Source organism: Citrobacter sp. wls716, from assembly GCF_005280975.1.
Lineage (GTDB): Bacteria > Pseudomonadota > Gammaproteobacteria > Enterobacterales > Enterobacteriaceae > Citrobacter > Citrobacter youngae.
Map to the genome: position 1 here is coordinate 250,518 of NZ_SZWX01000039.1, position 25,387 is coordinate 275,904.

29 protein-coding genes and 1 pseudogene are annotated in these 25,387 nt (G+C 50.8%); 27 read left to right on the forward strand and 3 right to left on the reverse strand.

What is annotated here, in order from left to right:
- The first annotated feature begins 215 nt into the window (after positions 1 to 215).
- The 21 genes from FDX24_RS16120 to FDX24_RS16215 all read left to right on the forward strand — a co-directional run bounded on the left by FDX24_RS16120 (position 216) and on the right by FDX24_RS16215 (position 17,220).
- The gene (locus FDX24_RS16120; protein WP_137346172.1) at positions 216 to 455 is read left to right on the forward strand and encodes a hypothetical protein; all 240 of its coding nucleotides are present in this window, start codon (positions 216 to 218) and stop codon (positions 453 to 455) included.
- 164 nt (positions 456 to 619) lie between these two features.
- Positions 620 to 2,077, forward strand: a complete 1,458-nt coding sequence (locus FDX24_RS16125) for a glycosyltransferase family 2 protein (protein ID WP_137346171.1) — start codon at positions 620 to 622, stop codon at positions 2,075 to 2,077.
- Entirely contained in the window at positions 2,059 to 2,676 is a 618-nt protein-coding gene (locus FDX24_RS16130) for a hypothetical protein (protein WP_137346170.1), read from the forward strand. Before FDX24_RS16125 ends, FDX24_RS16130 begins: the two co-directional genes overlap by 19 nt.
- Positions 2,677 to 2,715: 39 nt before the next feature.
- Positions 2,716 to 3,081, forward strand: a complete 366-nt coding sequence (locus tag FDX24_RS16135; protein ID WP_137346169.1) for an HNH endonuclease — start codon at positions 2,716 to 2,718, stop codon at positions 3,079 to 3,081.
- 320 nt (positions 3,082 to 3,401) lie between these two features.
- Entirely contained in the window at positions 3,402 to 3,914 is a 513-nt protein-coding gene (locus tag FDX24_RS16140; protein ID WP_119922270.1) for a terminase small subunit, read from the forward strand.
- A gap of 3 nt (positions 3,915 to 3,917) precedes the next feature.
- Positions 3,918 to 5,576 (forward strand): terminase large subunit, encoded by a 1,659-nt coding sequence (locus FDX24_RS16145; protein ID WP_137364604.1) that lies wholly within the window; start codon positions 3,918 to 3,920, stop codon positions 5,574 to 5,576.
- Positions 5,577 to 5,634: 58 nt separating this feature from the next.
- Positions 5,635 to 7,569, forward strand: a complete 1,935-nt coding sequence (locus FDX24_RS16150; RefSeq protein WP_137364605.1) for a phage major capsid protein — start codon at positions 5,635 to 5,637, stop codon at positions 7,567 to 7,569.
- Between the two features lie 38 nt (positions 7,570 to 7,607).
- Positions 7,608 to 7,775 carry a hypothetical protein gene (locus FDX24_RS23485; RefSeq protein ID WP_170973078.1) on the forward strand — a complete coding sequence of 56 codons (168 nt, stop codon included), beginning with the start codon at positions 7,608 to 7,610 and terminating at the stop codon, positions 7,773 to 7,775.
- Positions 7,775 to 9,133 carry a phage portal protein gene (locus FDX24_RS23735; protein WP_137364606.1) on the forward strand — a complete coding sequence of 453 codons (1,359 nt, stop codon included), beginning with the start codon at positions 7,775 to 7,777 and terminating at the stop codon, positions 9,131 to 9,133. The genes FDX24_RS23485 and FDX24_RS23735 overlap by 1 nt, the downstream gene beginning before the upstream one ends.
- The gene (locus FDX24_RS23740) at positions 9,130 to 10,521 is read left to right on the forward strand and encodes a phage gp6-like head-tail connector protein (RefSeq protein ID WP_137364607.1); all 1,392 of its coding nucleotides are present in this window, start codon (positions 9,130 to 9,132) and stop codon (positions 10,519 to 10,521) included. Before FDX24_RS23735 ends, FDX24_RS23740 begins: the two co-directional genes overlap by 4 nt.
- Positions 10,518 to 10,844, forward strand: a complete 327-nt coding sequence (locus FDX24_RS16165) for a head-tail connector protein (RefSeq protein WP_119922244.1) — start codon at positions 10,518 to 10,520, stop codon at positions 10,842 to 10,844. The genes FDX24_RS23740 and FDX24_RS16165 overlap by 4 nt, the downstream gene beginning before the upstream one ends.
- A gap of 70 nt (positions 10,845 to 10,914) precedes the next feature.
- Positions 10,915 to 11,127, forward strand: coding sequence for a hypothetical protein (locus tag FDX24_RS16170; RefSeq protein ID WP_137364608.1), 213 nt, complete (start codon positions 10,915 to 10,917; stop codon positions 11,125 to 11,127).
- 1 nt (position 11,128) lies between these two features.
- Positions 11,129 to 11,461, forward strand: a complete 333-nt coding sequence (locus FDX24_RS16175) for a phage head closure protein (protein ID WP_137364609.1) — start codon at positions 11,129 to 11,131, stop codon at positions 11,459 to 11,461.
- Entirely contained in the window at positions 11,454 to 12,023 is a 570-nt protein-coding gene (locus FDX24_RS16180; RefSeq protein ID WP_119922247.1) for an HK97-gp10 family putative phage morphogenesis protein, read from the forward strand. The genes FDX24_RS16175 and FDX24_RS16180 overlap by 8 nt, the downstream gene beginning before the upstream one ends.
- Positions 12,020 to 12,385 carry a DUF3168 domain-containing protein gene (locus FDX24_RS16185; protein WP_137364610.1) on the forward strand — a complete coding sequence of 122 codons (366 nt, stop codon included), beginning with the start codon at positions 12,020 to 12,022 and terminating at the stop codon, positions 12,383 to 12,385. The genes FDX24_RS16180 and FDX24_RS16185 overlap by 4 nt, the downstream gene beginning before the upstream one ends.
- A 58-nt stretch (positions 12,386 to 12,443) precedes the next feature.
- The gene (locus FDX24_RS16190; protein WP_137364611.1) at positions 12,444 to 12,935 is read left to right on the forward strand and encodes a phage tail tube protein; all 492 of its coding nucleotides are present in this window, start codon (positions 12,444 to 12,446) and stop codon (positions 12,933 to 12,935) included.
- Positions 12,936 to 12,987: 52 nt separating this feature from the next.
- Positions 12,988 to 13,368, forward strand: coding sequence for a phage tail assembly chaperone family protein, TAC (locus FDX24_RS16195; protein WP_137364612.1), 381 nt, complete (start codon positions 12,988 to 12,990; stop codon positions 13,366 to 13,368).
- 110 nt (positions 13,369 to 13,478) lie between these two features.
- Entirely contained in the window at positions 13,479 to 13,655 is a 177-nt protein-coding gene (locus tag FDX24_RS23745) for a hypothetical protein (RefSeq protein ID WP_199999103.1), read from the forward strand.
- Between the two features lie 62 nt (positions 13,656 to 13,717).
- On the forward strand, positions 13,718 to 14,437 hold the full coding sequence (locus FDX24_RS16205) for a zinc ribbon domain-containing protein (protein WP_137346292.1): 720 nt from the start codon (positions 13,718 to 13,720) through the stop codon (positions 14,435 to 14,437).
- Between the two features lie 74 nt (positions 14,438 to 14,511).
- A complete protein-coding gene (locus tag FDX24_RS16210) occupies positions 14,512 to 16,986 on the forward strand; it encodes a phage tail tape measure protein (RefSeq protein ID WP_137364613.1) in 2,475 nt (824 codons plus the stop codon).
- Between the two features lie 42 nt (positions 16,987 to 17,028).
- Positions 17,029 to 17,220 (forward strand): hypothetical protein, encoded by a 192-nt coding sequence (locus FDX24_RS16215; RefSeq protein WP_137364614.1) that lies wholly within the window; start codon positions 17,029 to 17,031, stop codon positions 17,218 to 17,220.
- On the opposite strand, the gene FDX24_RS16220 is transcribed toward FDX24_RS16215, so the two are convergent.
- Entirely contained in the window at positions 17,215 to 17,430 is a 216-nt protein-coding gene (locus FDX24_RS16220) for a hypothetical protein (protein ID WP_108961635.1), read from the reverse strand. The genes FDX24_RS16215 and FDX24_RS16220 overlap by 6 nt on opposite strands.
- Before the next feature lie 164 nt (positions 17,431 to 17,594).
- Between FDX24_RS16220 and FDX24_RS16225 the strand changes: the two genes are divergently transcribed.
- From FDX24_RS16225 to FDX24_RS16250, 6 genes are read left to right on the forward strand one after another with little or no spacing between them, the layout of a single operon-like run.
- Positions 17,595 to 18,188 (forward strand): hypothetical protein, encoded by a 594-nt coding sequence (locus FDX24_RS16225; protein WP_137364615.1) that lies wholly within the window; start codon positions 17,595 to 17,597, stop codon positions 18,186 to 18,188.
- Positions 18,188 to 18,772, forward strand: a complete 585-nt coding sequence (locus FDX24_RS16230; protein WP_137364616.1) for a hypothetical protein — start codon at positions 18,188 to 18,190, stop codon at positions 18,770 to 18,772. The genes FDX24_RS16225 and FDX24_RS16230 overlap by 1 nt, the downstream gene beginning before the upstream one ends.
- A gap of 6 nt (positions 18,773 to 18,778) precedes the next feature.
- The gene (locus FDX24_RS16235) at positions 18,779 to 19,177 is read left to right on the forward strand and encodes a hypothetical protein (RefSeq protein ID WP_137364617.1); all 399 of its coding nucleotides are present in this window, start codon (positions 18,779 to 18,781) and stop codon (positions 19,175 to 19,177) included.
- On the forward strand, positions 19,177 to 21,897 hold the full coding sequence (locus tag FDX24_RS16240) for a DUF1983 domain-containing protein (protein ID WP_137364618.1): 2,721 nt from the start codon (positions 19,177 to 19,179) through the stop codon (positions 21,895 to 21,897). The genes FDX24_RS16235 and FDX24_RS16240 overlap by 1 nt, the downstream gene beginning before the upstream one ends.
- Positions 21,897 to 22,841, forward strand: a complete 945-nt coding sequence (locus FDX24_RS16245; RefSeq protein ID WP_137364619.1) for a DUF6453 family protein — start codon at positions 21,897 to 21,899, stop codon at positions 22,839 to 22,841. Before FDX24_RS16240 ends, FDX24_RS16245 begins: the two co-directional genes overlap by 1 nt.
- Positions 22,842 to 22,850: 9 nt before the next feature.
- Entirely contained in the window at positions 22,851 to 24,254 is a 1,404-nt protein-coding gene (locus tag FDX24_RS16250; RefSeq protein WP_137364620.1) for a phage tail protein, read from the forward strand.
- A 52-nt stretch (positions 24,255 to 24,306) separates the two neighbouring features.
- Here FDX24_RS16250 and FDX24_RS16255 read toward each other — a convergent pair.
- Both FDX24_RS16255 and FDX24_RS16260 read right to left on the reverse strand, forming a co-directional pair.
- Positions 24,307 to 24,408 (reverse strand): annotated as a pseudogene (locus FDX24_RS16255) (DinI-like family protein); the annotation flags it as partial.
- A gap of 69 nt (positions 24,409 to 24,477) precedes the next feature.
- Complete coding sequence (locus tag FDX24_RS16260; RefSeq protein WP_137364621.1) at positions 24,478 to 25,092, reverse strand: YagU family protein; 615 nt, start codon at positions 25,090 to 25,092, stop codon at positions 24,478 to 24,480.
- Between the last annotated feature and the right edge of the window lie 295 nt (positions 25,093 to 25,387).

A 25,387-nucleotide genomic window follows, 5' to 3' on the forward strand; every position in this document is an offset into this window, starting at 1 on the left:
CGGAGATGACCACGAGTTGCAGCCATCCTGTTGTAGGGCCCAATAGGCCTTTCCATTAGTTAGTCGTAAAGATTGCGACTCTATAAAAGATTCATTACTGGAGATATGGAAATGGTTTCACTTAGTTTGAACAAGGCTGTGTTAATCCGCACCGCAGGCATTCACTGAGTGCCTGTGATAATGTCTGGATAGATTTTCTACATGTGGGGATATTTATGCAGGATGTAATGCTATTTGGTGAAGGACGTAATGGCGAGGTATATGAAATTGAAGATGGTCGTCGTGAAATCCGTTACACCCCAGACAAAACCTTTCCTCTTGGTGAAGTTGTCTTCATTATTAATGAGTACATCTCAGACAATGGCGAGATGTATCTGGTTGGTCACCATGGGCGTGAGCCTTTGATGCCTGACGTGGAAGACGCCATCCAACGATTTAAACCCATCCCAATTTGATTGCTAGTGTCATGTGCATAACTTTGAGCCTCGCTATAAGCGGGGCTTTTTATTGCGCATCGCACGCGCACATCAAAGAGTGTATTTCAGTAGTGAGCTTGGGTAATCCGTTAACTTTTGGCGGCTTTGCCGTGCGACAGACTCACGCCTAAAAGGAAAATCAAATGCAGGTCACTATTAATGGTGTCTCGTATGCACCCGCCTGCGCAATTTCATCGCGGATCGGTATTGCCATTTCGACACATCAGCGCTCCGAAGTTTTAAAACGTGCACTCGAACAGCACCTGAAGCACCTGCCAGCCGGCGCGTTGGTGGTTGTTATCGATGATGGTTCAAAACCTGCAGCGGCAGTGCCTGACGGAGTGCAGTTGCTTCGCCACGAAACATCACTCGGCATTGTTGCTTCGAAGAACGCCAGTCTGTCAGCCCTAATGGATGCCAGGTGCGAGCATTTTTTTTTATGGGATGATGATGCTTGGCCCATCGCTGATAACTGGCATCTTCCCTACATCGAATCACCTGAGCCGCACCTGGCTTACCAGTTTCTGGATCTGGCTGGACGCAATAAGCTGAACGACCTTTCGGTGCTTTACCGTGACGATCAGCATGTGGCGTACACCGGGCAGCGCGGCGTGATGCTCTATTACCACCGCAGCGCCATTGAGAAGGTGGGCGGATTCGATCCGATTTATGGTCGTGGCATGTACGAACACAGTGACCTCGCCCTGCGAATTCATAACGCTGGCCTGACGACGTGGGCTTACGCTGACGTCGTCGGTTCAGAAAAGCTGATTCATTCTCTCGATGAGCACGAGGCCGTAGAGCGTTCGGTACCGAGGCCAGACCGTCAGGCGCTGGTGGAACGTAACGTTAAGATCCACAACGAACGGCGCGATACTGGATTTACCGGTTACGTTGAATACCGGCAGCAGCGCGACGTGGTAATAACAACATTACTTACCAGCCAGCCTGACCCGCAGCGCGGTAGCAGAATGCAGCCTGACCCGACGGCGCTGACCACCTGGGCTAAATCAATCCGGGGTGCTGATGCCATAGTGCTGGCCGACCAGCTAACCTCCGCTCCCGGTGGCGCTCTACTAGTGACAGTTCCTGATGTCGCAATGAACGTCTATTTTCGGCGCTGGCTGCACATCTGGCAGCACCTGCGCGATCATCCAGAATACCGGTTCGTCTGGTGTACCGATGGCACCGATGTCGAGATGCTACGCGAGCCGTGGGGTGAAATGCAGCCAGGAAGGGTTTATGTCGGTTCAGAACCGAAGACCTACGCCGACGCCTGGGCTAAACAGAATCATCCGGAGCGTATTTATCAGGAGTTCATTGAGGCGTATCGCAACGATGTGATGATTAACGCGGGCCTGCTGGGTGGTACTCGTGCCGATGTAATGGCGTTCGCTCACGGCATCATCCGTCTTTACTACCGGATCGAGAGTTATCGTTTCTGGAAGAAAGAGCATGCTGGCGCCGCGGTGGGTGACATGCTGGCGTTCGGCATTGTCGCGCAGTCATTCGCTGACAGGCTGATCACCGGCCCTCTGGTTCACACTGTATTCAAAACCGAGGGCGTCGGTAAGGAGGGTGCATGGTGGAAACACAAGTGAAGTTTGTGGTGGTTGCGCATCATTCCAGAGAGCAACAGGCGAGAGCGCTGGCATACCACATAGGACCTGCAGCCCATGCGATGATCGACCCATGCAATCATGGGGCAGCATGGAATCATCGGCGGGCGCTTGAATGGGCTTCAAAGCAGGATTGTAGGGTGGTAATCATTGAGGATGACGCGCTACCCGTACCGGACCTTGTGGCTCTGATTACTGGATGGTTAGATCGCTTCCCCGATTCACTGGTGAGCTTTTATCTGGGAACTGGCCGCCCACCTCAGTACCAGATGCAGGTAGCAGAACGGTTGATAGCGGCCGACAAGACGCGTACCAATTACATCACGTTGCCGCGACTGATTCACGGCGTCTGCTATAGCGTTCCACAGCATCATATTAAGCGTGTACTGGAGCGGTGGGACAACAGTAAGCCTGCTGATTATGCCGTTGGTGATGCATATGGCGGCGAGGTGATCTACCCGTGCTATTCGCTGGTTGATCACGCAGACGGCGAACCGGTAGAGCGCCACCCTGACTTAATACCCAGAACAGAGCGCCGCCGCGCATGGCGACTGGCTGTGTTTCCTGTATTGAGATGTTGATCCTTCCCATACATATAATCCACCAGGCATGGAGGTTACATGTCCAGGCTAAAGACATTACAGCCACGATTAAAAGCCATCGACACCCGACGAATTAAGCCTGCCTATGGTGAGAGCCGGCGCATTAGTGGTAGCGCCAGGGTGGGTCTGAAGCGCCGAATTTATGTCCGTGATGGTGGTCACTGCTGTATGTGCAGTCGCATCGTTGGCCTGCATGACAGCGAACTGGATCACCGTGTGGCGTTACAGTTTGGCGGTGATAACGATGAGTCCAATCTGTGGACGCTTTGCATCGATTGCCACTCGGGTAAGTCAGCTCGTGAAGCCTCGACGGGACAGCCTGATGAGGAAGCAATGAAGCATGCTGTGGCCACTAATGACAACGATTCAATAACTATTATATGAGGCGAATATGGGGTGGTTGGTATTGATCTTCATTGTCGGTCTGGCACTTCTTCTGATTGAGCTGAGCCAAGGCGCGCAGCCTACATGGATGCATTGCAGGGAGATGCGGAACCGATATGGAACGCCGAAGAAAACTGATAGCAGGCTCCCAGGTGGAGGATACCAGCCAGTGAAACCTGAAGGTGAGACCGGCGAAGTCTTACCGCCACCCAGGAACAGGTAAGGGGATGGGGGGGGAGGGTTGAGAGCTTACCCCCTTCGCCCCGGACACCGCGCCCCCTCTCACGCACAGAAAAAATCCACCTCTGGAGGGTATAAACATGTTAACAGCGCAAAAGCGAAAATTCGCCGTCGCGCTGATGTCCGGTATGTCTCAAAAGGATGCGGCAATAAAGGCGGGATATTCTGAGAAATCCGCACGGTCCAAGGGGTCGCAGCTTGCAAAAGACCCGGAGGTCATCGCGTTTATTGGACGTAAAAAAAAGGAAGTCATCGAAACAGACGACGTACCGACGTACCGTCAAAATGTTTACATCCCAGCGGTAAACAACCCTGAAAAAAACAGGGCTCCGGTAACACCGCCAGAGGCCCCACCTGTTGCCGGGACTTTTGATGATCCGCTCGAATTTCTTATGGCGGTAATGAACGATTCAACCGAAGAAATTGACGTCAGAAAGGATGCGGCGAAGGCCATGCTTCCCTATATCCATCCCAAAAAGGGGGAAACAGGGAAAAAAGATGCGCGCCATGCTGCGGCAAAAGCGGCCGCTGGTGCCAGTAAGTTCGGTTCAATGGCTCCGCCAAAACTGGTTGTGAATAATAATAAGGGGTGACGTATGGCGCAGTGGTCTACAGCCTGTACGGACTGGGAAGCGCGCCTGGTCGCCGGTGAATCCATCATTCCGCCGCCCATTTTTCCTGATCAAGCGGCGCAGGCGCTGAGTATCTTCCGGGAACTGCGGGTTTCTGACCTGCCGGGCAAGCCCACATTCGGAGAATGTTCTGAAGAATGGGTGTTCGATTTCGTCAAGGTCATCTTCGGTGGTTATGACGCTGAGACAGGAAACCAGCTGATTCGCGAATATGGGCTGCTGATATCGAAGAAGAACACCAAATCGACAATCGCGGCGGGCATTATGCTGACCGCACTTATCCTGTGCTGGCGAGAGGATGAAGAACACCTGATTCTGGCACCGACTAAAGAGGTTGCCGACAACAGCTTTAAGCCTGCTGCCGGGATGATACGCGCTGATGATGAACTCACCGACATGTTCCAGATACAGGATCATATCCGCACTATCACGCACCGGGTGACGCGTAACACACTGAAAGTCGTGGCCGCTGATACTGATACGGTGTCCGGTAAAAAGTCCGGCCGGATCCTTGTCGACGAACTCTGGCTTTTTGGCAAACGCGCCAATGCCGAAGCGATGTTTATGGAGGCGACGGGCGGACAAGTATCCCGTAATGAAGGGTGGGTTATCTACCTCACCACTCAAAGCGATGAGCCGCCTGCTGGCGTATTCAAAGAACGCCTTGATTACTGGCGCTCTGTACGCGACGGAAAAATCAACGATCCCAAAACGCTGGGAATTCTCTATGAGTTCCCACAAAGCATGGTTGAAAGAAAGGCCTATCTCGATCCGGATAATTTCTACATTACTAATCCGAATATCGGGCTCTCGGTCAGCGCTGAATGGATATCAGACCAGCTTCGCAAAAATCAGGCAAAAACCGATGGCACATTGCAGCAGTTTCTGGCCAAGCACCTCAATATTGAAATTGGGCTGAACCTGCGCACCGATCGCTGGGCGGGCGTCGATTTCTGGGAGCAACAGGCACAGCGTGTCAGCTTTGAAGACTTACTACGGCGATCAGAGGTGATCACCGTTGGGATAGACGGCGGCGGCCTTGATGATCTGCTGGGTGTTTCTGCGGTCGGGCGTGACGCTGCAACACGAGAATGGCTCTGCTGGTGTCATGCATGGGCACATGAGATAGCGGTTCGCCGGCGTAAAAGTGAGGAATCCCGATTTCACGACTTCGTGAGAGCCGGTGACCTGACCATCGTGAAGTGCGTCGGACAGGATACGGAAGAGGTGGCCGAATACGTCAGCCGAATCCATGCAGCGGAGTTGCTCGACAAGATCGGCATTGACCCTTCCGGGGTCGGGCAGATACTCGATGCACTTATTGAGGCGGGAATTCCCGCTGATGCGGTAGTCGGTGTCAGCCAGGGCTGGCGACTTGGCGGCGCGATTAAAACCACCGAGAGAAAGCTTGCCGAGGGCGTATTGATACATGGTGGTCAGCCGATGATGGCGTGGTGTGTCGGTAATGCCAGAGTTGAGCCGAAAGGCAACGCCATTCTGATCACCAAGCAGGCCAGTGGCAAGGGCAAGATTGATCCCCTGATGGCGCTGTTCAACGCTGTTTCCCTTATGGCCCTTAACCCTGAACCTGCCAAAAAAGATTACCAGGTATTTTTCGTATAACAAACACGTCAGTTAATGACCCGCACAGGCGGGTTTTTTCGTTTCTGGAGGACAGCAAATGAATAATCGCGCCTATAGCCTGATGCAGGTAAAGGCGGTCAATGAGGACTCTCGGGAGATTACCGGCATCGCCAGTACCCCTGAACCTGATCGCTATGGCGACATTGTAGACCCTGCCGGTGTGAAATTTACTCTTCCGTTACCTCTGCTGTGGCAACACTGGCATGACGAGCCAATAGGCCAGGTTACAGAAGCAAATGTCACCGACACTGGCATCGAGATTAAAGCAAAGCTGGTAAAACCAGATGCGGATATGCCATCGCAACTGGTCGCCAGGCTTGATGAAGCGTGGGCATCTATCAAAACGGGTCTTGTCCGTGGGCTTTCTATCGGATTTAAGCCCATTGAATACAGCTTTATTGACGATGGCGGCATCCGGTTTATTTCGTGGGAGTGGTATGAGCTTTCTGCTGTAACTGTTCCTGCCAACGGTGATTGCTCCATTCAGTCTGTTAAATCAATCGATCGCAAGTTTCTTGCCGCGTCCGGCAATAAAAAAACCGTCGTTAAATCATCCATTTCCGCTGGCGCTACAGCAACCAATACCAAAAAAGGAACCAATTCGATGAATATTGCAGAACAAATCAAGAGCTTCGAAGCGAAGCGTGCAGCGCTGGCAGCCTCGCTGAGCGACATCATGAGTAAAGCTGCTGATGAAGGCCGTACGCTTGACGCAGAAGAAACTGAAAGCTACGACGACACGTCTACCGAAATTAAGGCGGTTGATGAGCATCTGAAACGCCTGCGCGATATGGAAAGCAATATGGCATCGACCGCTAAACCGGTAGCAAAAGCCGCTACTGGCGAAGTCACTACCGTTAAGGCTGGTGCACCAGGCATCATCCGCGTCGAACAGAAGCTGGAAAAAGGTATTGCCTTTGCCCGCTTTGCGAAGGCGCTGGCCGCCGCTAACGGCAGTCGTTCCGAAGCGCTGGAGATCGCCCGCAAACAGTATCCTGACGACGCCAAACTGCATCATGTACTGAAAGCTGCCGTGGGCGCCGGTACTACCACCGACCCTCAGTGGGCTGGTGCGCTGGTTGAATATCAGGAATATGCGCTGGATTTTGTTGAATTCCTCCGCCCGCAAACCATTATCGGGCGTTTCGGGCAGGGTGGTATCCCGGCCCTGCGTCAGGTTCCGTTCAACATCCGTATCCCGGCGCAGACTTCCGGCGGCTCAGCGAACTGGGTGGGGCAGGGCAAGGCCAAACCGCTGACCAAATTCGACTTTGAATCGATCACGTTCAGTTTTGCCAAGGTGGCGGCTATCGCGGTACTGACCGATGAACTGATCCGCTTCTCCAACCCGGCAGCCGATGCGCTGGTGCGTAACGCCCTGGCTGAAGCGGTCATTGCTCGTCTGGATACAGACTTTATCAACCCGGCGAAAGCTGAAGTTGCTAACGTCTCTCCGGCCTCAGTAACCAACGGTATTGTGGCCGTTCCGTCTACCGGTGACCCGGATGCTGATGCTGAAGCGGCCTTCGCCCAGTTTGTTTCGAATAATCTGCAACCGACGGGCGGCGTATGGATCATGTCCAGTACTAACGCGCTGGCGCTGTCCATGAAGAAAAACGCACTGGGACAAAAAATGTATCCGGAAATGACCCTGCTTGGCGGCACCTTCCAGGGCCTTCCGGCTATCGTTTCCCAGTTCGCGGGCACCAACCTGACGCTGCTTAACGCACCGGATATCTATCTGGCTGATGATGGCGGCGTGGCGGTGGACATGTCGCGTGAAGCCTCTCTGGAAATGGAAAGCGAACCAACCGGCGACAGCATCACCCCAACCGGAACTGAGTTGGTTTCCATGTTCCAGACCAACAGTGTGGCTATCCGCGCCGAGCGCTGGATCAACTGGAAGCGCCGTCGCACGGCAGCGGTGGCGGTTATTTCTGGAGTGAACTACAGCTCCAACCAGGGCAGCTAAACGGCGGAAGGAGGGCGGGGGAAACCCCGCCGTAATGCATGGCAAAAATCAGATATCTGCAACGTACCCATGATTCGGTTCCGGGAGACGTAAAATCCGTAGACGATCGGTGCGCAAGGGTGCTGGTGCTGCTTGGCAAGGCTGAATATTTCACCGGCGCGCGTACTGGTGGCAAAAAGAACAAGCGAAAAGCGGAGAACGGCTAATGTGGAATCCTTTCCGGAGAAAACAGGGAAAAGAAAAAGCCCTGCAGCAGCCTGTCAGCCGCGGAGGCTGGTCGCCATTATTCGGCTTTATGCATGAACCATTCGCCGGGGCATGGCAGCGTAACCTTGAAATTAATCAGGACACCGTTCTTTCTTATTATGCTGTGTTCGCCTGCATATCACTGATTGCGAGTGATATCGCCAAGATGCCGCCACGGCTGATGCGCCGTGACACAAAAGGGGTCATGCAGGAAGTAAAAACAGGGGATATTCCGGCACTGTACAAAAGGCCAAATGCCTTTCAGAACCGGATCCAGTTCTTTGAGCACTGGATGAGCTCGAAGTTATGCCACGGAAATACGGTGGCGTTAAAAATACGTAATAACGCAGGGAAAATTACCGAACTCAGGCTGCTGGACTGGAACAAGGTTACCCCGCTGGTGGCGGATGATGGTTCTGTCTTCTACCAGATAAACCCTGACAATATGACCGGAATTGAATCGTCGATTACAGTCCCGGCGCGCGAAGTAATACACGATCGCTTCAATTGCCTTTTCCATCCGCTCATCGGATTGTCTCCCATTTACGCCGCTGGGCTCGCGGCGATGCAGGGGCATCACATTCAGGAAAACTCGGCCTATTTTTTCCGCAACGGAGGAAAGCCGAGCGGCGTGATTGAAGTACCTGGTTCCCTGACTGAAGATAACGCCAGAAAAATTAAAGACAACTGGGATTCTGGTTATTCCGGTGAGAATTCAGGTAAGACCGCCATTCTGAGCAATGGCGCGAAGTATAACCCGACAACGGTATCAGCCGTTGATGCGCAGACTGTTGAGCAGTTAAGCATGACGGCGCAGATCATCTGTTCTGTCTTTCATGTCCCGGCCTATAAGGTTGGCATTGGTGAATTACCCACTCATGACAATATCGAAGCGCAGGACCAGCAGTATTACTCGCAGTGCCTTCAGTCGCTCATTGAGTCGATAGAACTACTTCTGGATGAGGCTTTCGGGCTTGAGGGGGATTCAGGTACTGAATTTGATGTGAATGCGCTGCTGCGTATGGACAGCGAACGCCGTATCAAATCACTCGGCGAGGGTGTGAAAAATACCATCCTGACGCCAAATGAGGCGCGACGGAGTGAAAACCTTCCTCCCTTACCCGGAGGCGATGCGCTGTATCTTCAGCAGCAGAACTTCAGTCTTGAGGCACTGGCGCGGCGTGACGCTTCTGATGATCCGTTTGCCAAATCCGGTACCGGCAGCCATACCACGCCTGACGATGCGGAAGGGAAATCTATGTCTGAAACTGAACTGACAGCGGCAAAAGCCATGCTGAGAGGATTGTTAACCAAATGAATGAACGTGAACTTTCCCTTATCAGGGCTCTTGGAGAGGAATTTTCTCTTGCGCTTGGCGAACTTCGCGAGTCTTTCATAAAAAGCCTCAGTGACTATCAGCGAACAACGGAAGAGCAGCTTAAACAGCTCTCACTGGAGGTCATGGCACTGAAGGATACTCCGGCACCTGACTTTACCACGCTGCTGGCCGATGCAGTGGTATCTCTTCCGGTTCCTGAGGCTCCTGAATTGCCAGATATCGGCGCTATGGTCAGCGAGGCGGTGTCCGCCCTGCCTGTACCGCAGGACGGCAAAAGCGTGACAGTGGAAGAGATTCTCCCTGTTCTGGCGGAGCTGGTCAGCAAGGCAGTTGGTGAAATGCCTGTGCCGAAAGACGGCAAAGACTACGATCCGGAGGCACTCAAACAGGCCGTTGACGATGCCGTCAGTAAAGCCGTAGCGGAAATTCCCGTACCGGAGGACGGCAAAAGCGTGACAGTGGAAGAGATTCTCCCTGTTCTGGCGGAGCTGGTCAGCAAGGCAGTTGGTGAAATGCCTGTGCCGAAAGACGGCAAAGACTACGATCCGGAGGCACTCAAACAGGCCGTTGACGATGCCGTCAGTAAAGCCGTAGCGGAAATTCCCGTACCGGAGGACGGCAAAAGCGTGACAGTGGAAGAGATTCTCCCTGTTCTGGCGGAGCTGGTCAGCAAGGCAGTTGGTGAAATGCCTGTGCCGAAAGACGGCAAAGACTACGATCCGGAGGCACTCAAACAGGCCGTTGACGATGCCGTCAGTGAAGCCGTAGCGGAAATTCCTGTACCGCAGGACGGCAAAAGCGTGACAGTGGAGGACATCAGACCTGTATTGCAGGAGCTTATTACGGCAGCAATGCCGGAAATTCCTGATGTTAAAGCTCTCATCAGTGAGGCTATGGCTGAGATCCCCGCGCCGGAACCTGGCAGGCCCGGCGAAGATGGCCGCGATGCGCTTGCGCTGGAATTACTGCCTTTTATTGATGGGTCAAAAAGTTATCCCCGTGGTTCTTATGCCACCCATAACGGAGGCCTCTGGCGGGCCTATGAGAAAACTCACGGCATGCGTGGCTGGGAATGTGTAGTTGATGGTGTTGCTGGCGTTGATGTCGGCAAGGAAGGGATGCGTAACTTCACTGTCACCGTTAACCACGCCAGTGGTGCCAGTGAGAAAAAAACTTTTGATTTGCCAGTTATGGTGTACCGGGGCGTATTCAAATCAGGTGATGAATATCTGCCTGGCGACACTGTGACGTGGGGCGGCTCTCTTTGGCACTGTGACGAACAGACGCAGGGTAAGCCTGGTGAAACAGGCGCTAAAGGCTGGACGCTGGCCGCCAAGCGCGGTCGTGATGGGAGGGATAAAACATGATTGAACTCGTCACTCTTGATGAGGTTAAAGACCACTGCCGTATTGATGGGGACCATAGCGACAATGATCTAACAGGAAAAATCCGTGCCGCAAGTTCCGCAATTATTCGTTTTTGCCAGGGCAGCAGGGACAAAATCGTTGATACCAATAACCGACCGCTGGAAAGTGAAGAATGTTCGCTGGCAAAGGAGGCGACGTTACGCCTTGTCACTAAGCTTTACAACGATCCTGATGGCACAACAGTGCAGAATTTAAAGCAGGGCGAGTTACCTTTTGATGTGACGATGCTTATCTGGGAGCTGCGACTGCCAACGATTATTTAAGGGGGATAAATGTCATGTTCCGGGTGCTATCAGCAGCGCTAGTGGATAAAAAAGTGGGTGAAAATAGCTTATGAACGAGCAACAGGTAAACGCGCTGATAGCAGCGCTGAGCGAACAGAACGAAGCGCAGAGAGGGCAGACGGAAGCGTTAAACCGCCTGGCTGAATCAAATGAAGCCCTGTGTGATGTCATTATCCAGTCACTGGCCGGAGATGAAGGTATTGATGCTACTTCATTAGGCGACGAGCGACCCGTTTACTTGAGTCAAAGACCGAGGGGGTGATATGCAAGCCGGGAAATTACGTCACAGGGTGACCCTGCAGGAGACGGTAAAAGATCAAAACCCGACAACGGGAGCCGTAAAAAACACCTGGCGGGATGTGGCAACTGTCTGGGCGGAAGTTTCCCCGTCGTCAGTGCGTGAATTTATTGCTGCGCAGGCGGTTCAGGGGGAAATAACCACTCGCATTGTTATTAACTATCGTGCAGGGATTACCAGGAAACACCGTATTCTTTTTCGTGGTGGCATCTACAATATCGAAGGTGTTTTGCCCGACCCGAAAAGCGGGCGTGAATACCTTACGCTCCCGTGCTCAGAAGGGGTAAACGATGGCTGATGGTGTAGAAGTAAACCTTACCGGACTGGATTCTTTGCTGGGGAAAATGTCAGCAATTACTGATGTGACAAAAAGTAAAGCAGGGCGATTTGCACTTAGAAAGGCTGCTGAAGTTATCCGTGACAGGGCGAGAGGGAATGCTCAAAGAGTGGATGATCCACTTACCAATGAAGCCATCTTTAAAAATATTGTAGCGAGATTTGATAGCCGGAAATACAGGCAAACTGGTGATATAGCTTTCCGCGTTGGCGTACTTGGCGGAGCCAGGGCAACCAGAAGTGCTCGTGAACAAAGGAAAACTGATCGCCGTAGAGCAAGACTGGGGCAAACATCTTTATCGGAAATGGGGGAGATTGCTGGTTCTGGTAAGGGAAACCCAGGTGGAGCTACCTGGTACTGGCGTTTTCTGGAGTTTGGAACAGAACATGTTGCAGCTAAACCAATTCTCAGGCCCGCGATGAATGGTGTTGATATGCAGGTAGTTAACGTTTTCTCTACCGAGTTTGAAAAAGCTATCGACAGGGCTGTCTCTCGCGCGCAGAAGAAAGGAACCACAGCATGATTGCTCCAGTTTTTTCCGTCTGTTCGACAGACCCGAAAGTAAAAGAGCTACTCGGAGCCCACCCGGTCAGGCTTTATCCGTTTGGCATGCATGATGATGACCTGGTGTATCCCTACGCGGTCTGGCAGAACGTGGGCGGTGAACCTGAAAATTACCTGAGTCAGAACCCTGACATCGACCGTTATTCTATTCAGGTTGATGTGTATGGCGACACTGATGACGATGCTCTTGCAGTGGCGCGAGTATTGCGCGATGTCATTCAGCGCAAGGCTTACATTGCTCGCTGGGCTGCGCAGGGCAGAGACCCCGCAACCCTCAAATACCGTTATTCATTCGACGTTGACTGGCTGGTCAACCGATAACTCAAAACAACTCACATCACACCGGCTATAAGCCGGTTTTTTATATCCGGAGATGACTATGTCAGTAGTGACTCAAGGCACTCAACTTTTTGTGCTCGCGAATGGTGTCGTGAGCGAAATCGAATGCATTACGGCATTCACACCAGGCGGCAGCCCGGCAGATCAGATTGACGATACCTGCCTCAGTGAACGTAACACCCGAAAATATAAAAAGGGTCTGCGTACTCCGGGGCAGGCGACTGCCACGCTTAACGCCGATCCACAGAATGCCAGCCACCTGATGCTCAGCAATATGGCTGAATCAAACGATCAGAGCGATGTGACATTTGCGATCGGCTGGTCTGATGGTGAGTCTGAACCAACAACGGGTAGTTCCCCTGATGCTGTTGATGGACTGATTCTGCCTTCAAATCGTACCTGGTACGTGTTCAAAGGTTATGTTTCCGACTTCCCGTTTGACTTCCAGGGTAATACCGTCGTGCAGACATCTGCCACCATCCAGCGTTCCGGCCAGGGGGCATGGATTCCGAAAGCGCAACCAGGCAGTTAATTAAGCGCGGGGAATATTCCCCGCCCCATTGATGTTTATACCGGAAAACAACATGAAACTGACTCTTGATACGCTGAAGAAAACTGGCGCCTTTACTGGTCGTCCTGTTGAGAAAGAAATTAAATGGAAAGGTGCTGACGGGAAAGAGCACATTGCCACAACCTATGTTCGCCCTCTGGGTTATCACACTGCTACATCTGACGTTCTCGCCGGTCTTGGCAAGATTGATGGCGTTGCTGGCCGTATTGCAGCATCAATCTGTGACGAAGACGGGCATCAGGTGTTTACCGTTGCTGATGTGACCGGTGAGGCTGATCCGGAACGTGGCGCACTGGATGGAAAACTTACAGTTGCTTTGCTGGTGGCCATTCAGGAAGTTAATGATCTGGGAAAGACGGACTCAGCGCAGAAGACGAAATCTGGTGCGAACTAGTCCTTAACGGGATTGGTGGACGTACCATTTCAGAAGCGCAGGAACGCCTTAGCTTCCTTGAGTTCCAGCAGTGGGTTCAGTATCGTCAAAAATACGGAAGCCTGAACCCTATGATGCGGACGGAATGGGGCGCAGCGCTGATTTCTTCTGTGCTGGCTAATGTGAATCGCGGTACAAACACGCCGGCATTCAGCATTGCTGACTTCGCTCCTCACATTGCAGCGGTAGAGCGCGTCGCCGCTAACGAACCAATTAGCCTGCAGGAAGCGATGAGGACGTGGAATTGAAAAGTAGAATTTATTAGAAACGCTTTCCTTGCTACCCTATCTAAAAATAAGGAGATCAAGGAATGGCTTTAATTAAATGCAAAGAGTGTGGAGAACAGGTATCTGACAAGGCCACATCATGTCCAAAGTGCGGAGCTCCCATAGCAAAAAAAAACAAAGGTCCATCGGGATGTATGATGGTGTTTTTTATTTTTGTAGGGGTTCTTATCCTTCTTTTTTTTATTGGCAAAGTAAGCAATAAAAAAGAAGCGCCTAGCCAAACAGTGGGGAGCACTCAGGTAAGCAATGATAAGTTGAAAAATGATGTCGTGAAAGAAGTAGAGGTAAAAAAAGAACCAGTTACAGTTATTAACTGGCATAACCAACCCACGAAAGATAGCGTGACTGGTGAGGTTGGGGAGATTTTTTATAATACGTCGAAAAATCATGTTAATTTCCCATTCCCTTACAACGTTGATGGTGGATCTGTACTCAACTTGGTTTTCCGCAAAAGAAAACAAGGTACTGATGCCTATGTCGTGATATCTAAAGGGCAGATTGTATGTGGTTACTCAGATTGCTCAATAAGAACGAAGGGCGATAACGGAAAGGTAAAAACCTGGACTGCAAGTAGTGAGGCGTCTGGAAGATCAGATATGATTTTTCTTGATAACCCACAGTCTTTCGAAAAATATATCAAGAGCAATAAAAAAATCACTATTGGAGTGACATTTTATCAATCTGGCGAACAGGGGTTCGATTTTGATGTTTCAGATTATCCAGAGCAAGCAAAGAAAAAATAAAAGTAATATTTACACTATTTAATAAGCATTAAAATGCCTCGCTTTGCGGGGCTTTTTTTTACCTGGAGGACAGCGTGGCAAGTAAATCATTAGGTACATTAACGATAGACTTAATTGCCAAAGTTGGCGGCTTTGTTGGCGGCCTAAGCCAGGCTGAAAGGGCATCGCAGAAATGGCGAAAACAGATTCAAGAGGATGCAAAATCTGTAGCTGTTGCATTCACAGGGGCAGCAACTGCAGCAAGCGCCGCTGCTATTGGCGTAGGTGTGGCTGGATACAACCTGTTAAAAAACACCTCCAGGCAAATTACTGAGTCTGACCGTTGGGCTAAGTCGCTCAACATGTCTACTCAATCATTACTTGCTTGGCAGTATGCTGCAGAAAAAGCAGGTGTTTCAGGCGATCAAATGGCTGATATTTTTAAAGATATCGGAGATAAAATTGGTGACTCGGTACTGAATAAATCAGGTGAGGCTGTAGATGCATTGGATGCACTCGGTTTATCAGCTAAAAAATTATCGAGTGAATCGCCGGATAAGCAACTTTTAGCCATAAGTGATGCTCTGAGCAAGATTAAAACAAACGCTGAAAAGACTACTATTCTTGAAAGCTTGGGTAACGATCTCTCTAAGTTGCTTCCTTTGCTTGATCAGGGCGGTGATAAATTACAAAAATATATTAAGGCTGCGAAAGAATTTGGCGTAGCACCAGATGATACCGATATAGAAAGTCTCGTAAAAGTTAATTCAATCTTTGAGGATATGGAAAACCAAGTTAAAGGGGTTAAGATTGAATTATCAGCTGGATTAGCAAAGGTTGACCTTTCTAACCTGCAGAAATCAATTAGCGACATGGGTGATGTATTTAAAGACCCTGAAGTTATCAAAGGTATCACCAACCTTGTTAGTGGCGTGGTCGACCTCGCTACCTGGCTTGTTAAGGTTGGAGCTGAAGCAGGAAAACTCATCGATCTTTACAAAGGGGGGCGGGCAGTAGGGGAGAATGCATCTATAGAGGAAATTGATCGTCGCATAAGAAACCTTGATGCAGATTTAAATGACGAAGGTTATCTTGCTGATTTCAACAGATTAGGAATGGATGTGGAAGGGAAACTGGCTGAACGATCAGAGCTTGAACGCCGCCGAGCAATCCTTAAAGCAGGAAATAACCTACCTCTATATCCAGCAACCTTAGGTAATTATTCTTCATCTAAAACAGATTATGGTCTTGGCGCAGGAGAATCAAACGGGAAATTAAAAACTGCTGCTTCAGCAAAAAAACTTGAATCAGCTTTTAAATCAATGGAGACAAGTTACCTCCGTCAGATTGCTCTCATCGACACCACTGGAAAAAAAAGCGCAGAGGTTACTGAACAACAAAAAATACAATTTGATATCGCTGACGGTAAGCTAACTGGACTTAATGCAACACAGAAGCAACGCCTTGAACAATTGGCTACAGAGGTTGATCGCCTAAATTCCGTAAAAAAGGCGAACGAGGAAAATCTAAAACTGGCTGAATACGTTTCGAACCTTCAGCGCGAAAATGCGAATTCAGCGGCTTCCCTTGATGCAGATGTCATTGGCGCAGGGCTTGGTGATAAAGCCCGCGAAAGGGTGCGTGAGCAACTCAGCATTGAACGCGAATTTCTGGAGAAGCGAGAGGATTTGCAACGGCGCTATCAGAGCGGAGATATTCGTAGCCAGGAGGATTATGACCGTTATAACCAGGAATTGGACAAAGCGCTGGCGGAACGACTCGATAAATACCGTTCTCATTATGATGAACTGGATAGATTGCAGGGTAACTGGCTAGCCGGTGCGCAGAATGGCCTGGCTAACTGGGTAGATACTTCCAGCGATTATTACACTCAGGTGTCAGATTTAGTCGGTAACACCCTTGATGGTCTGGTGGACAACATGGCTGACGCCCTCAGTGGTAATAAAGCTGACTGGGCAAGTTGGGCGAACAGTGTGCTGAATGAGCTGCAGAAAGTCTTGCTCAGAGCAATTATGGTCAACACGCTTAAATCTGCTGGTGATAGCGGCTGGTTTGGTTCACTGGGTGGGATGTTTGGTAGTTCAGTAGCTGGTGCAGCATCCGCTGGCGGTGCAACACCGTCCGGAGCTTATACTGGTGCGGCATCTCAATTGAAATTCGCTAAGGGCGGCGTAATGGACTCCCCTGATCTGAGTCGTTTCCGTAATGGCGTCGTGAATAGCCCGACGATGTTTGCATTTGCAAAAGGTGCAGGTCTGATGGGAGAGGCTGGCCCTGAAGCGATAATGCCCCTGACGCGAACTGCTGACGGTAATCTCGGTGTTCGTATGGTGGATGACACAGTTTCTTCTGTTGGCGGTGGCGGGGCTCAGCTCCAGCAAACTATTCAGCAGCATTTCTCTATTTCCGGTAACGGAGATGCTGCACTGAAGCAGGCTATGCAGGAAGCTGCGCGACAGGGAGCGAATGACGGTGCGAAGCAGGCGCGTCAGGATATCTTGCAGGACTTCTCTAATAGAGGCCAGGCGAGGCGCTTACTTGGTGTGTAATGCATTAATAATATTCATTAAGCCGAAAGGCGGGAGACAGTTATGACTTTAGAGCAACGAGTTGCAGAGTTGGAAAAAGAAATATCTGATATGAAAGAAGCGGCCAAACATAAGACCGCTGAACTATCATTGGCAATGTCAAAATCAACTGAAGAAGCTACTGCCGCAGCTATAAAACAAATACATCAAGACTTTCTTTGTCGTGGTCCGTTGCGTCGATCAATCGGTTTATGAAGAGTATATTTCTCTGATGTACTGGGTTATCTCTTTTTCAATTTCCGCCAGAGAGCGATTCTTCGCATTCTCAATGAATATATGATTGGTGATGCTTTCTCCGTGCTCGCCATAAACGGTAAATCTGACATTTGGAGCCCCGGCTTCTGGTTCGTAATCACCTGGCATTCCAATGTGTAGCAGTTGCACTTTAGACAGGTAAAACTTCATTTTATTTCCTTATCCAGAGGTAATCAGCCGTCCCTCCTAACCAGAGAACGCCAGTGTCCCACCACTGACGGGCTGAGTAACAACCATAACCAGGTATGTAAACCAGTAACATCCTGACAAATGATCAGTAGCGCTGACATGCGCAGAGTAATGCAGGAGAATCTATGGCTGTACTCGAATGGCCGGAAGATGTCTGTCCCGCGTCGCTAACCTGGCGACCGGAGAGTAATACCAAAACTTTTCGTTCTCCCTTCAATGGATCATCACAAACCGCACGCTTCCCCGGTACCCGCTGGGTATGTTCCCTGACCTTTAATAACCTGACAGATGAAAAGTCCAGGCTTATTGATGCTCTGGTGGCTTCGCTTGATGGTGAGTATGGCAGGGTAAAAGTCCGTGACTGGGGGAGAAGTGGCAGAACACCTGCTGGAACGCCAGTTGTTGATGGCGCGAATCAGACCGGAACCCAGCTTCAGAGTAAGGGCTGGACGCCGGGAACAGTGGTGCTCAGACAGGGCGATTATTTCACTGTTAACGACGAGCTAAAGATGGTTACAGCCGATGTGACGAGCGCGGCGAACGGTACCGCAATGATTGCATTTGCGCCGATGTTGCGTAGTTCGCCGCCTGCTAATGCTGCCATTGAGGTTGCGAAACCCTACGGCATTTTCAAACTGAAGGATAACCAACAGGGTGCCGGTAACCGTGTGCCGGGTGTTTTTACCAGTTACACGCTGGAGCTTGAGGAGGCATTTTAATGCTGTATTTCCCGTTTTCGGATTCAATGGTGGACTGGTTATCCCGTGACAGGGTGACGGTCGCGATCGCCGCCAATATTCAGTTTGAATCCGGCACCGTCTATGTGCATTCCGGTACCGGGACGCTGGTTCTCGGCGGCTATGTTTATTACGGCATGGGCCGCATGGGCTCTGTTGATGATGCCAGTGAAACCAGCACAACCAGCCCGACACAGGTCAAAATGACCCTTTCCGGTCTGGATATGGCTCTCTTTGCCACCACGCTGAATGAGCGCTGTGTTGGCAGAAATGCCGAAATCTATCTGGTGGCCATGGATGATAACGGCGTTGTCCAGGTTGCTGATCTCCTGTTCAAAGGGCGGGTATCCAGTACGGGGGCGACCGCTGGCGGGACAAACGCCCTGCAGTACACCCTCAGTAATATTTTTGAAGACTGGCAGCGTCCTTTCCCTGATCGCTATACAGATGAATCGCAGCAGGCTGCTTATCCCGGCGACCGTATATTCCGGTATGTAGCGCAGATGTCTGAACGTTCTATTTACTGGGGAAGTAAAAAAGATGCGCCAGGATTTACCTATAAGTGAGGCAACATGAAGCATCCGGACTGGCATAACAGATTAATCACCGTAATAAGGGCCGCTGAAAAGCGGCCTTTTTTATGGGGCAGCCATGACTGCTGCCTGTTCGCGGCGGACTGTGCTCAGGCCATGTGCGGCGAGGATTTTGCGGCAGGCTGGCGCGGAACCTACGACAGCGAACATGGGGCAAAAAAGGCGATATTGCGCGGTGGCGGTTCGCTTGAAAAGGTGCTGGCCCGGTATCTCGATGAAGTGCCGGTGAAGCTGGCGCAGCGTGGGGATATTGCCGTTGTTGAAAATGCGGGATCGCGGTGTGCCGGGGTGGTGTATTCCGGCGTTGTATGGGTACCTGGTGAAAATGGTCTTGTCAGTCTGCGGGTTAAGCCGCTGAGTGTCTGGAGGGTGCGTTAATGCCTGCTGCTATTCCTATTATTGCGACCGTTGCTGCAGGTGCCGCCGCCTCATATCAGTATTACGGGATCGCAATGGCTATCACCGTGGCCGCCCAGGTGGCAACTCAAGCGCTGACCAAAAAGCCATCACTGGATTCCTACCGTGACACATCGGAACGTAAACAGGTCCTTCGTGCCGCCGCCAGCGCCAAAACGGTTGTTTATGGTCACACCACGACAGCGGGAACATTGTTCTTTTCAGAGGAAGAGTCGGGGCAACAGGATGACGGTGAAATGCTGCACCTGGCTGTTGCGCTGGCGGGTCACTCATTATCCAGCACTGGAACCGTCTGGCTGGGTGACGAACCGATCAGCAGTTTTCCGGAGCATGCATCTTTTGAGCTGCACACCAATCGGCAGACCGTAGATCCATATATGCTGGCAAACTGTCCGTCATGGAAAGAAGACATGATCGGAAAGGGGATCACGTGGCTGCGCGTGTCCCTCAAATTCAGTGCAGAAAAATTCCCGTCAGGTATCCCGAATATCAAGGTAGAAAAGTACGGGCGTGCCGTTTATGACCCACGGACGGGGTTGACGGGTTACAGCAACAATGCGGCGCTGGTTATCCTGGACTATTACCGCAATTACCTGAAAGTGCCTGACGCCGATATTCTCTGGGAACAGTTTCAGGAAGCAGCGAACATCTGTGATGAGGATGTGATTACTGGCAGTAATACCGTTGAGAAGCGTTACACGATTAACGGAGAGTTCGATCTCAGTGAAAATAAAGTCAGTATTCTGGAAGGAATGCTGGCGGCATGCGCCGGGGATGTAACGTATACCGCGGGCAAACATGGTCTTCTGGTCGGGGCTTATTACGGACCCGCTACCGAAGTGATCACTGAAAGCCAGCTGGCCGGTGATATCGAAATCATGCCGGAGGTCTCTCAGGCGGAACGCGTTAACACTATCAAGGGGACATTCGTCGATCCGCAGCAGGGCTATACCGAAGCGGATTTCCCCTCTGTGTCTGTCAGTGAATGGGTGGCAGAAGACGGGGTGGAAATATCGCAGGATATGAAACTGCGATTTGTGACGAGTGAGTTTCAGGCGCAGCGCCTCGCTGATGTGAGGTTAAAGCGTACCCGTATTGCCAGAACGATGAACGTTACGCTGAATCTCAGCGGTTACCGATATCGTCCCGGAATGTATGTGAAGGTCAATTTCCCGTCTATTGGCATCGTGAACGTTGAGATGCGGGTGACGGACAGGAAATTCGGTGTGCAGAACGGCGTGCAACTGACACTGAAACAGGAAACAGCGGATGTATGGGGCGATGCCATCGGTAAACCGATTGAGAGACCGCCGTTTACTCAGTTGCCATCTGGTGGCGTGGCGCAGCCGCAGAACCTGAAATACACCGTGGAGGAAATCGGGCAGGTCGTACAGGGCATTCTGTCCTGGCAGAACATCGGGCAGGTGGTCTACAACAAAGTGATCATTCGCCGTAATGGTCAGATGGTCATGTCTGTCCAGGTTCCGGGGGCGTTCACGCGTCTTACCGGATTACCGAAAAATACCTACACAGCACACGTTATTGCTGTAAACCAGATGGGGGCTGAATCCCCGGAGGCTTATCTGGAATTCAGTATAGAAGCCCCGCCACCACCTTCTCATGTTGATATTGAGCAGGGCTTCTTTGCCATCACGCTGATCCCGCGTCTGGCGGCGATCACTAATGTTTCCACGCAGTTCGATTTCTGGACATCGGGCGAAACTCAATTGCCTGGGACGTCAACTGAAATAGTTGAAGATAACGCCAGTCGCGAGGGAATGGGAACCACCTGGACCAGCAGTCAACTACAGGTGGGGCATACCTATTACTGGTACATCAGGACAATTAACGCCTTTGGTGCATCAGGCTTTATCGAAGTACCGGCGCTGTGCTCTATGGACACCAGTAGTCTCATTGATCTCATTGACGATTCTGTCCAGAAATCAGAGGCCTTCCAGAATATTAAAGAGGGGGTGGATACAAACCTTGAAGGCATAATGGAAAATGCCCTCGCCAATCACGGCACGGTACAGCGTCAGTTTGAGCAGTACGGTGAAGTCAAAGCCGAAGTTATGACGGTGACCACCACGGTTGCAAATCTGGATGGTGCATTCGCTGAACTGGCTGATTATGTTCAGGCGCAGATCGGTCCTGAAGGTGAGCTGATGGCGGCTGTTAACCAGAAGATGACAGCCGAGGTTAAAAGCGATGGCACTGCGAAAGCATCATACACCCTGAACCTTGGCATTGTCAGAAACGGTGTGAAATATAACACCGGGTTTGGCATGTCCATTGAGCCATCAGGGAGCAGTTATAAATCCACGGTGGTTTTTGCTGCTGACCAGTTCGGTATTTACTCCGGAAGTGATCCGGGAAATTACACTGCTGCGTTCTTTGTCTATAACGGACAGGTATTTATCCGTGATGCTTTAATTCAGGATGGCAGTATCACCAATGCAAAGATTGGCAACTATATCAGGTCCACCTCTTTCGTTTCAGGCCCTTCAGGGGCCGGGTGGAATATCGATAAAAATGGTAACTGTGAATTTCATGGTCAGTTTTATGCGAACAGTGGTCAGTTTGCATTTAACGGCACGAATAACACCGTCGTTATCAACGGTAATGGACTAACTGTCAATTTGTCTGGCGGTGGACGGGTTGTTGTCGGGAGGTGGTCATAATGCCGGAAGGTATTCTGATTGATTACAACGATGGTCGTCCGGTGATGGCAATTACTGCGGGGCTGCGGGCCCCCAGTTTTTGCACAACGTTCTCTGGCTGGTCATCCCAGCCAATGCAGTACCCGGTATACACGCCACTGGTTCCAGGCTCTCAGGTTATTGTGATACCCACCAATCCTGTCTACACCTACTCATTTGCTGAATTTGATGTAGCCATTATGACGGGGGTCACCCGGAACGGGGACTCCGGGGTCATCATTGGCGCAGAGACAATCGGGGGTAAATCCCTTACTCCGGACTGGTCCGGCTACGTTATGGAACTGCTGCCTGCAGCGACTTATAACGAAGGGTTACTGGTTGCGAACTCTACCGACTTCACCGCCATATCTAATCAGGCCGCGCTGATGACCTGCGCCTGGTCCGGGCGCATCACGGTTAACGGCAGTGCTGCGCTTCCGGTAAGCGGCATTCCTTTTGGGAAATGGGATAACCCGAATGTATCGGTGGGGTTTGATGGCGGCAATATTATCGTTCGCGACATCTCGTACACAGGGCGGGACGACGTGGCCGGAACGGCGACCATAGACCTGGTGATATTCAATCAGACTGCACCTGTCGGCGGTGATGGCATCACGATGACCAACGCCGCAGGTCAGGTCACGTTCTCCACGCTGAAACGCCCCTTTGTATATGACCGGCAAATTCAGATAACCGATGCATTCCAGGATATTGGCGGCGGGTTCTGCCAGATAGTTTATACCGGCGCACAGGTCCGTATGGACGGCGGTTACGGGAACCTTCGTATAAAAGGTGTTGTGATGTCGGGCGGCAGCGTCAGGTCTGCCTATAACCGGGTTTTTGGTAATTACTTCAGCAATGGATGGGATATGACCCGTAACAGAAATATCACCATGCCCATTCTCGTTATCCCGAACATGTACTGAGGAAAATCTATGTCAGCAGGAACACTCACCCTGACGAATAATTCTGCCCAGGTATCAGGGGCGGGGACTTCATTTACTACCGAATTGGCAGCCGGCGATTTTGTTGTTGCCACTGTAGGCGGCATTCCGTATACGCTCCCGGTCAAAACAATCGAAAGCAATACAGGACTGACGCTGGTCAGTAACTATACCGGACCTAATCAGTCGGGGGCTGCATGGTCAGCGGTTCCTCGGGTGGCGCTGAATATGGTGACCGCCGCGCTGGTGACACAGAGTGCTGAGGCGCTTCGCGGCCTGAATTACGACAAGCAGAACTGGCAGCAGGTATTCAGCGGTACCGGAACAATTACCGTCAGATTGCCTGACGGTACCAGCTTTTCCGGACCAGCCTGGAACAGTATCGCGAGCCTGGTGGATAAGAAAGCTGACAAAACGGACCTGGATAAAAAGGCAGATAAGACGGCTCTTGATGATTACGCTAAAAAAGGTGCTAACAGTGACATCACCAGCCTCAGTGGGTTAACAACGCCTTTAAGTGTCACTCAGGGTGGTACGGGGGGCAACAGTCCCGAGTCAGCCCGCCAGAGTCTGTCTGCCACGACAAACCGACAGTTAACAGACGGTAGCGGCGGTAGCTGGTATGCCGCGTTTACATCCAGACGAGACTTTGCCATGTTCAGCTGGGGAGATACGAGCAACATCGGTCCCTGGGATGCGCCGGCAAAGTACAGTACCGTCAATTTCTTCCCGTCAACAGCAGATAATATTGGAACAGCGCTGGCCAGTAGTTGGGGTTCTGATAATGAATATTATCTGAACTCAAAGCGATCCGATAAAACGTCTTATGAGCAGTGGAAAGGCTGGTCACGACTATGGCATTCAAGAAACACAACCGTAGATTCTAACGGCTTCATCAAGCGATCATCCCCGGTAGTTAAGGTTTTCTCAGATGGACAATATGAAACCAATGAGGAGTCAGAAGGGTGTGTTGTTGCACGCCTGTCTGCAGGTGAATACCTGATAAGTGGGTGTACAGGCCTGAATGCTGATGCTGCGTGGGGCGGGGTTGATGGTGGTTTTGAAATACCGGTTGATCGCAATAAGCAGCCACGTATCTGGCTGGATTACACGGTTAATGCTGACGGAACGGTGCTGATCAAAACCTATCACCGGGTTCACGCATCATCGCCATCATTTGCTCAGAACAGAATCGGAAATACAGATGAACACGGTGCGTTTACGGAAACGGTGACCGATGGCGAGCCAGTAGACATACCGACAGATGCGTTTGTCTCGGTTCGTGTGCAGATGCCATCAGACAGTATCTGGAACCAGAGCAATGACGATGCGATGACGGCAATGAAAAACACTGAACTGGAGCTTGAGCAAATTCAGCAGGAGCCTCAGCAATAGGTAGTTGCCGCGGCGCGTCGTATGCAATGACGTCACTGCAGCATATTGTCCCTTAATCTGACACCAGCCACATATCAGCCTCTTCAAACATTTCCTGAACAGTCCGGCTTATCTGTTCTTTCTCATGCTTGCTGGCGTCAGTGTTGATCGCTGGTGGTATTCAGCACATAGATACTAAAAATGGCGCTGTATATGCGCCATTTTTAGTATCTCATTGATGGTATCAGCGGGTTGTCCCCAAAGGGATTTCCGGATCCGGTTGGTGAGTAATCCTGTTACGTAGATCTCGTCGAATAATTTCGATTGACCAGAACCAGATTAAATGACCAAAAATTTCGGATACATTCTCATACCATGGAAGGTCAACGAGAGGAGGGGTCAGTCCCATGAGAGGGAAGGAAATCATATGTACGAAAAGCTGGGCTAATGCACCAGCCAACAACCCCTGCCAGAGTTTAATTTTGGGAAAAACTTCTGCAACTACACAGTAGCCTACGGCGAACACAATAGAAAAAATGATGTGTGTTACACCAACCCAGTTAAACACATGCCCGGCAAAGGTGTAGACCGCTGCGTTAGGATCTGCAAGTCCCATCCAGTCCCGAAGGAAAATATATGGAGGGTTCAGGAAATTGCGGGAGCAATCAATTTGTCCCACCGCTCTGATTAATGATTCCGGAACACATGCAGTAGTGAACATATCAGACGGGCTACGAGGCGGCAAGGGTACTTCAGCCCCCCATTTAACGAATGCTGATACGATACCGGCGATTAACCCGATAAAAGCAGCCAGACCATAACGTCTGCGGTTAGGTGGTGTTTGTTCAAATATATTCATATTTCATCCATTGAATTTCATTACATCAACGTAATTACTAAGTAGTATTCATAAAAAACAATGAATGTAAAGAATTGTATGTGGCTGTATGTTCCATGCCTGAGTTAGTAACAGGCATTCCTAAATCAAACTACTTCATATGCTGCGGTAGAAAGACGGTGATATCAGCATCCGGGAAAATCCGGTGAAGCCTCTTACACAGTCAGATGAGTCTCATCAGATACCTTCGTCCGCTCTGTGCCAATAGCGGACGTTATTAAGCTTATTGTAGTGGTCAAGTAATACTGGCCACAGT

Excerpts from the sequence above, each read along its gene's own strand:
- FDX24_RS16120 (WP_137346172.1), top strand. The coding sequence starts at position 216 with ATGCAGGATGTAATGCTATTTGGTGAAGGACGTAATGGCGAGGTATAT.
- FDX24_RS16220 (WP_108961635.1), bottom strand. The coding sequence starts at position 17,430 with ATGAAGTTTTACCTGTCTAAAGTGCAACTGCTACACATTGGAATGCCA.
- FDX24_RS23485 (WP_170973078.1), top strand. The coding sequence starts at position 7,608 with ATGGCAAAAATCAGATATCTGCAACGTACCCATGATTCGGTTCCGGGA.
- FDX24_RS16215 (WP_137364614.1), top strand. The coding sequence starts at position 17,029 with ATGACTTTAGAGCAACGAGTTGCAGAGTTGGAAAAAGAAATATCTGAT.
- FDX24_RS16175 (WP_137364609.1), top strand. The coding sequence starts at position 11,129 with ATGCAAGCCGGGAAATTACGTCACAGGGTGACCCTGCAGGAGACGGTA.
- FDX24_RS16230 (WP_137364616.1), top strand. The coding sequence starts at position 18,188 with ATGCTGTATTTCCCGTTTTCGGATTCAATGGTGGACTGGTTATCCCGT.
- FDX24_RS16150 (WP_137364605.1), top strand. The coding sequence starts at position 5,635 with ATGAATAATCGCGCCTATAGCCTGATGCAGGTAAAGGCGGTCAATGAG.
- FDX24_RS16195 (WP_137364612.1), top strand. The coding sequence starts at position 12,988 with ATGAAACTGACTCTTGATACGCTGAAGAAAACTGGCGCCTTTACTGGT.
- FDX24_RS16250 (WP_137364620.1), top strand. The coding sequence starts at position 22,851 with ATGTCAGCAGGAACACTCACCCTGACGAATAATTCTGCCCAGGTATCA.
- FDX24_RS16240 (WP_137364618.1), top strand. The coding sequence starts at position 19,177 with ATGCCTGCTGCTATTCCTATTATTGCGACCGTTGCTGCAGGTGCCGCC.
- FDX24_RS16145 (WP_137364604.1), top strand. The coding sequence starts at position 3,918 with ATGGCGCAGTGGTCTACAGCCTGTACGGACTGGGAAGCGCGCCTGGTC.
- FDX24_RS16125 (WP_137346171.1), top strand. The coding sequence starts at position 620 with ATGCAGGTCACTATTAATGGTGTCTCGTATGCACCCGCCTGCGCAATT.
- FDX24_RS16235 (WP_137364617.1), top strand. The coding sequence starts at position 18,779 with ATGAAGCATCCGGACTGGCATAACAGATTAATCACCGTAATAAGGGCC.
- FDX24_RS16135 (WP_137346169.1), top strand. The coding sequence starts at position 2,716 with ATGTCCAGGCTAAAGACATTACAGCCACGATTAAAAGCCATCGACACC.
- FDX24_RS16245 (WP_137364619.1), top strand. The coding sequence starts at position 21,897 with ATGCCGGAAGGTATTCTGATTGATTACAACGATGGTCGTCCGGTGATG.
- FDX24_RS23740 (WP_137364607.1), top strand. The coding sequence starts at position 9,130 with ATGAATGAACGTGAACTTTCCCTTATCAGGGCTCTTGGAGAGGAATTT.
- FDX24_RS16140 (WP_119922270.1), top strand. The coding sequence starts at position 3,402 with ATGTTAACAGCGCAAAAGCGAAAATTCGCCGTCGCGCTGATGTCCGGT.
- FDX24_RS16180 (WP_119922247.1), top strand. The coding sequence starts at position 11,454 with ATGGCTGATGGTGTAGAAGTAAACCTTACCGGACTGGATTCTTTGCTG.
- FDX24_RS16225 (WP_137364615.1), top strand. The coding sequence starts at position 17,595 with ATGGCTGTACTCGAATGGCCGGAAGATGTCTGTCCCGCGTCGCTAACC.
- FDX24_RS16190 (WP_137364611.1), top strand. The coding sequence starts at position 12,444 with ATGTCAGTAGTGACTCAAGGCACTCAACTTTTTGTGCTCGCGAATGGT.
- FDX24_RS16185 (WP_137364610.1), top strand. The coding sequence starts at position 12,020 with ATGATTGCTCCAGTTTTTTCCGTCTGTTCGACAGACCCGAAAGTAAAA.
- FDX24_RS16165 (WP_119922244.1), top strand. The coding sequence starts at position 10,518 with ATGATTGAACTCGTCACTCTTGATGAGGTTAAAGACCACTGCCGTATT.
- FDX24_RS16170 (WP_137364608.1), top strand. The coding sequence starts at position 10,915 with ATGAACGAGCAACAGGTAAACGCGCTGATAGCAGCGCTGAGCGAACAG.
- FDX24_RS16130 (WP_137346170.1), top strand. The coding sequence starts at position 2,059 with ATGGTGGAAACACAAGTGAAGTTTGTGGTGGTTGCGCATCATTCCAGA.
- FDX24_RS16205 (WP_137346292.1), top strand. The coding sequence starts at position 13,718 with ATGGCTTTAATTAAATGCAAAGAGTGTGGAGAACAGGTATCTGACAAG.
- FDX24_RS23745 (WP_199999103.1), top strand. The coding sequence starts at position 13,479 with ATGATGCGGACGGAATGGGGCGCAGCGCTGATTTCTTCTGTGCTGGCT.
- FDX24_RS16260 (WP_137364621.1), bottom strand. The coding sequence starts at position 25,092 with ATGAATATATTTGAACAAACACCACCTAACCGCAGACGTTATGGTCTG.
- FDX24_RS23735 (WP_137364606.1), top strand. The coding sequence starts at position 7,775 with ATGTGGAATCCTTTCCGGAGAAAACAGGGAAAAGAAAAAGCCCTGCAG.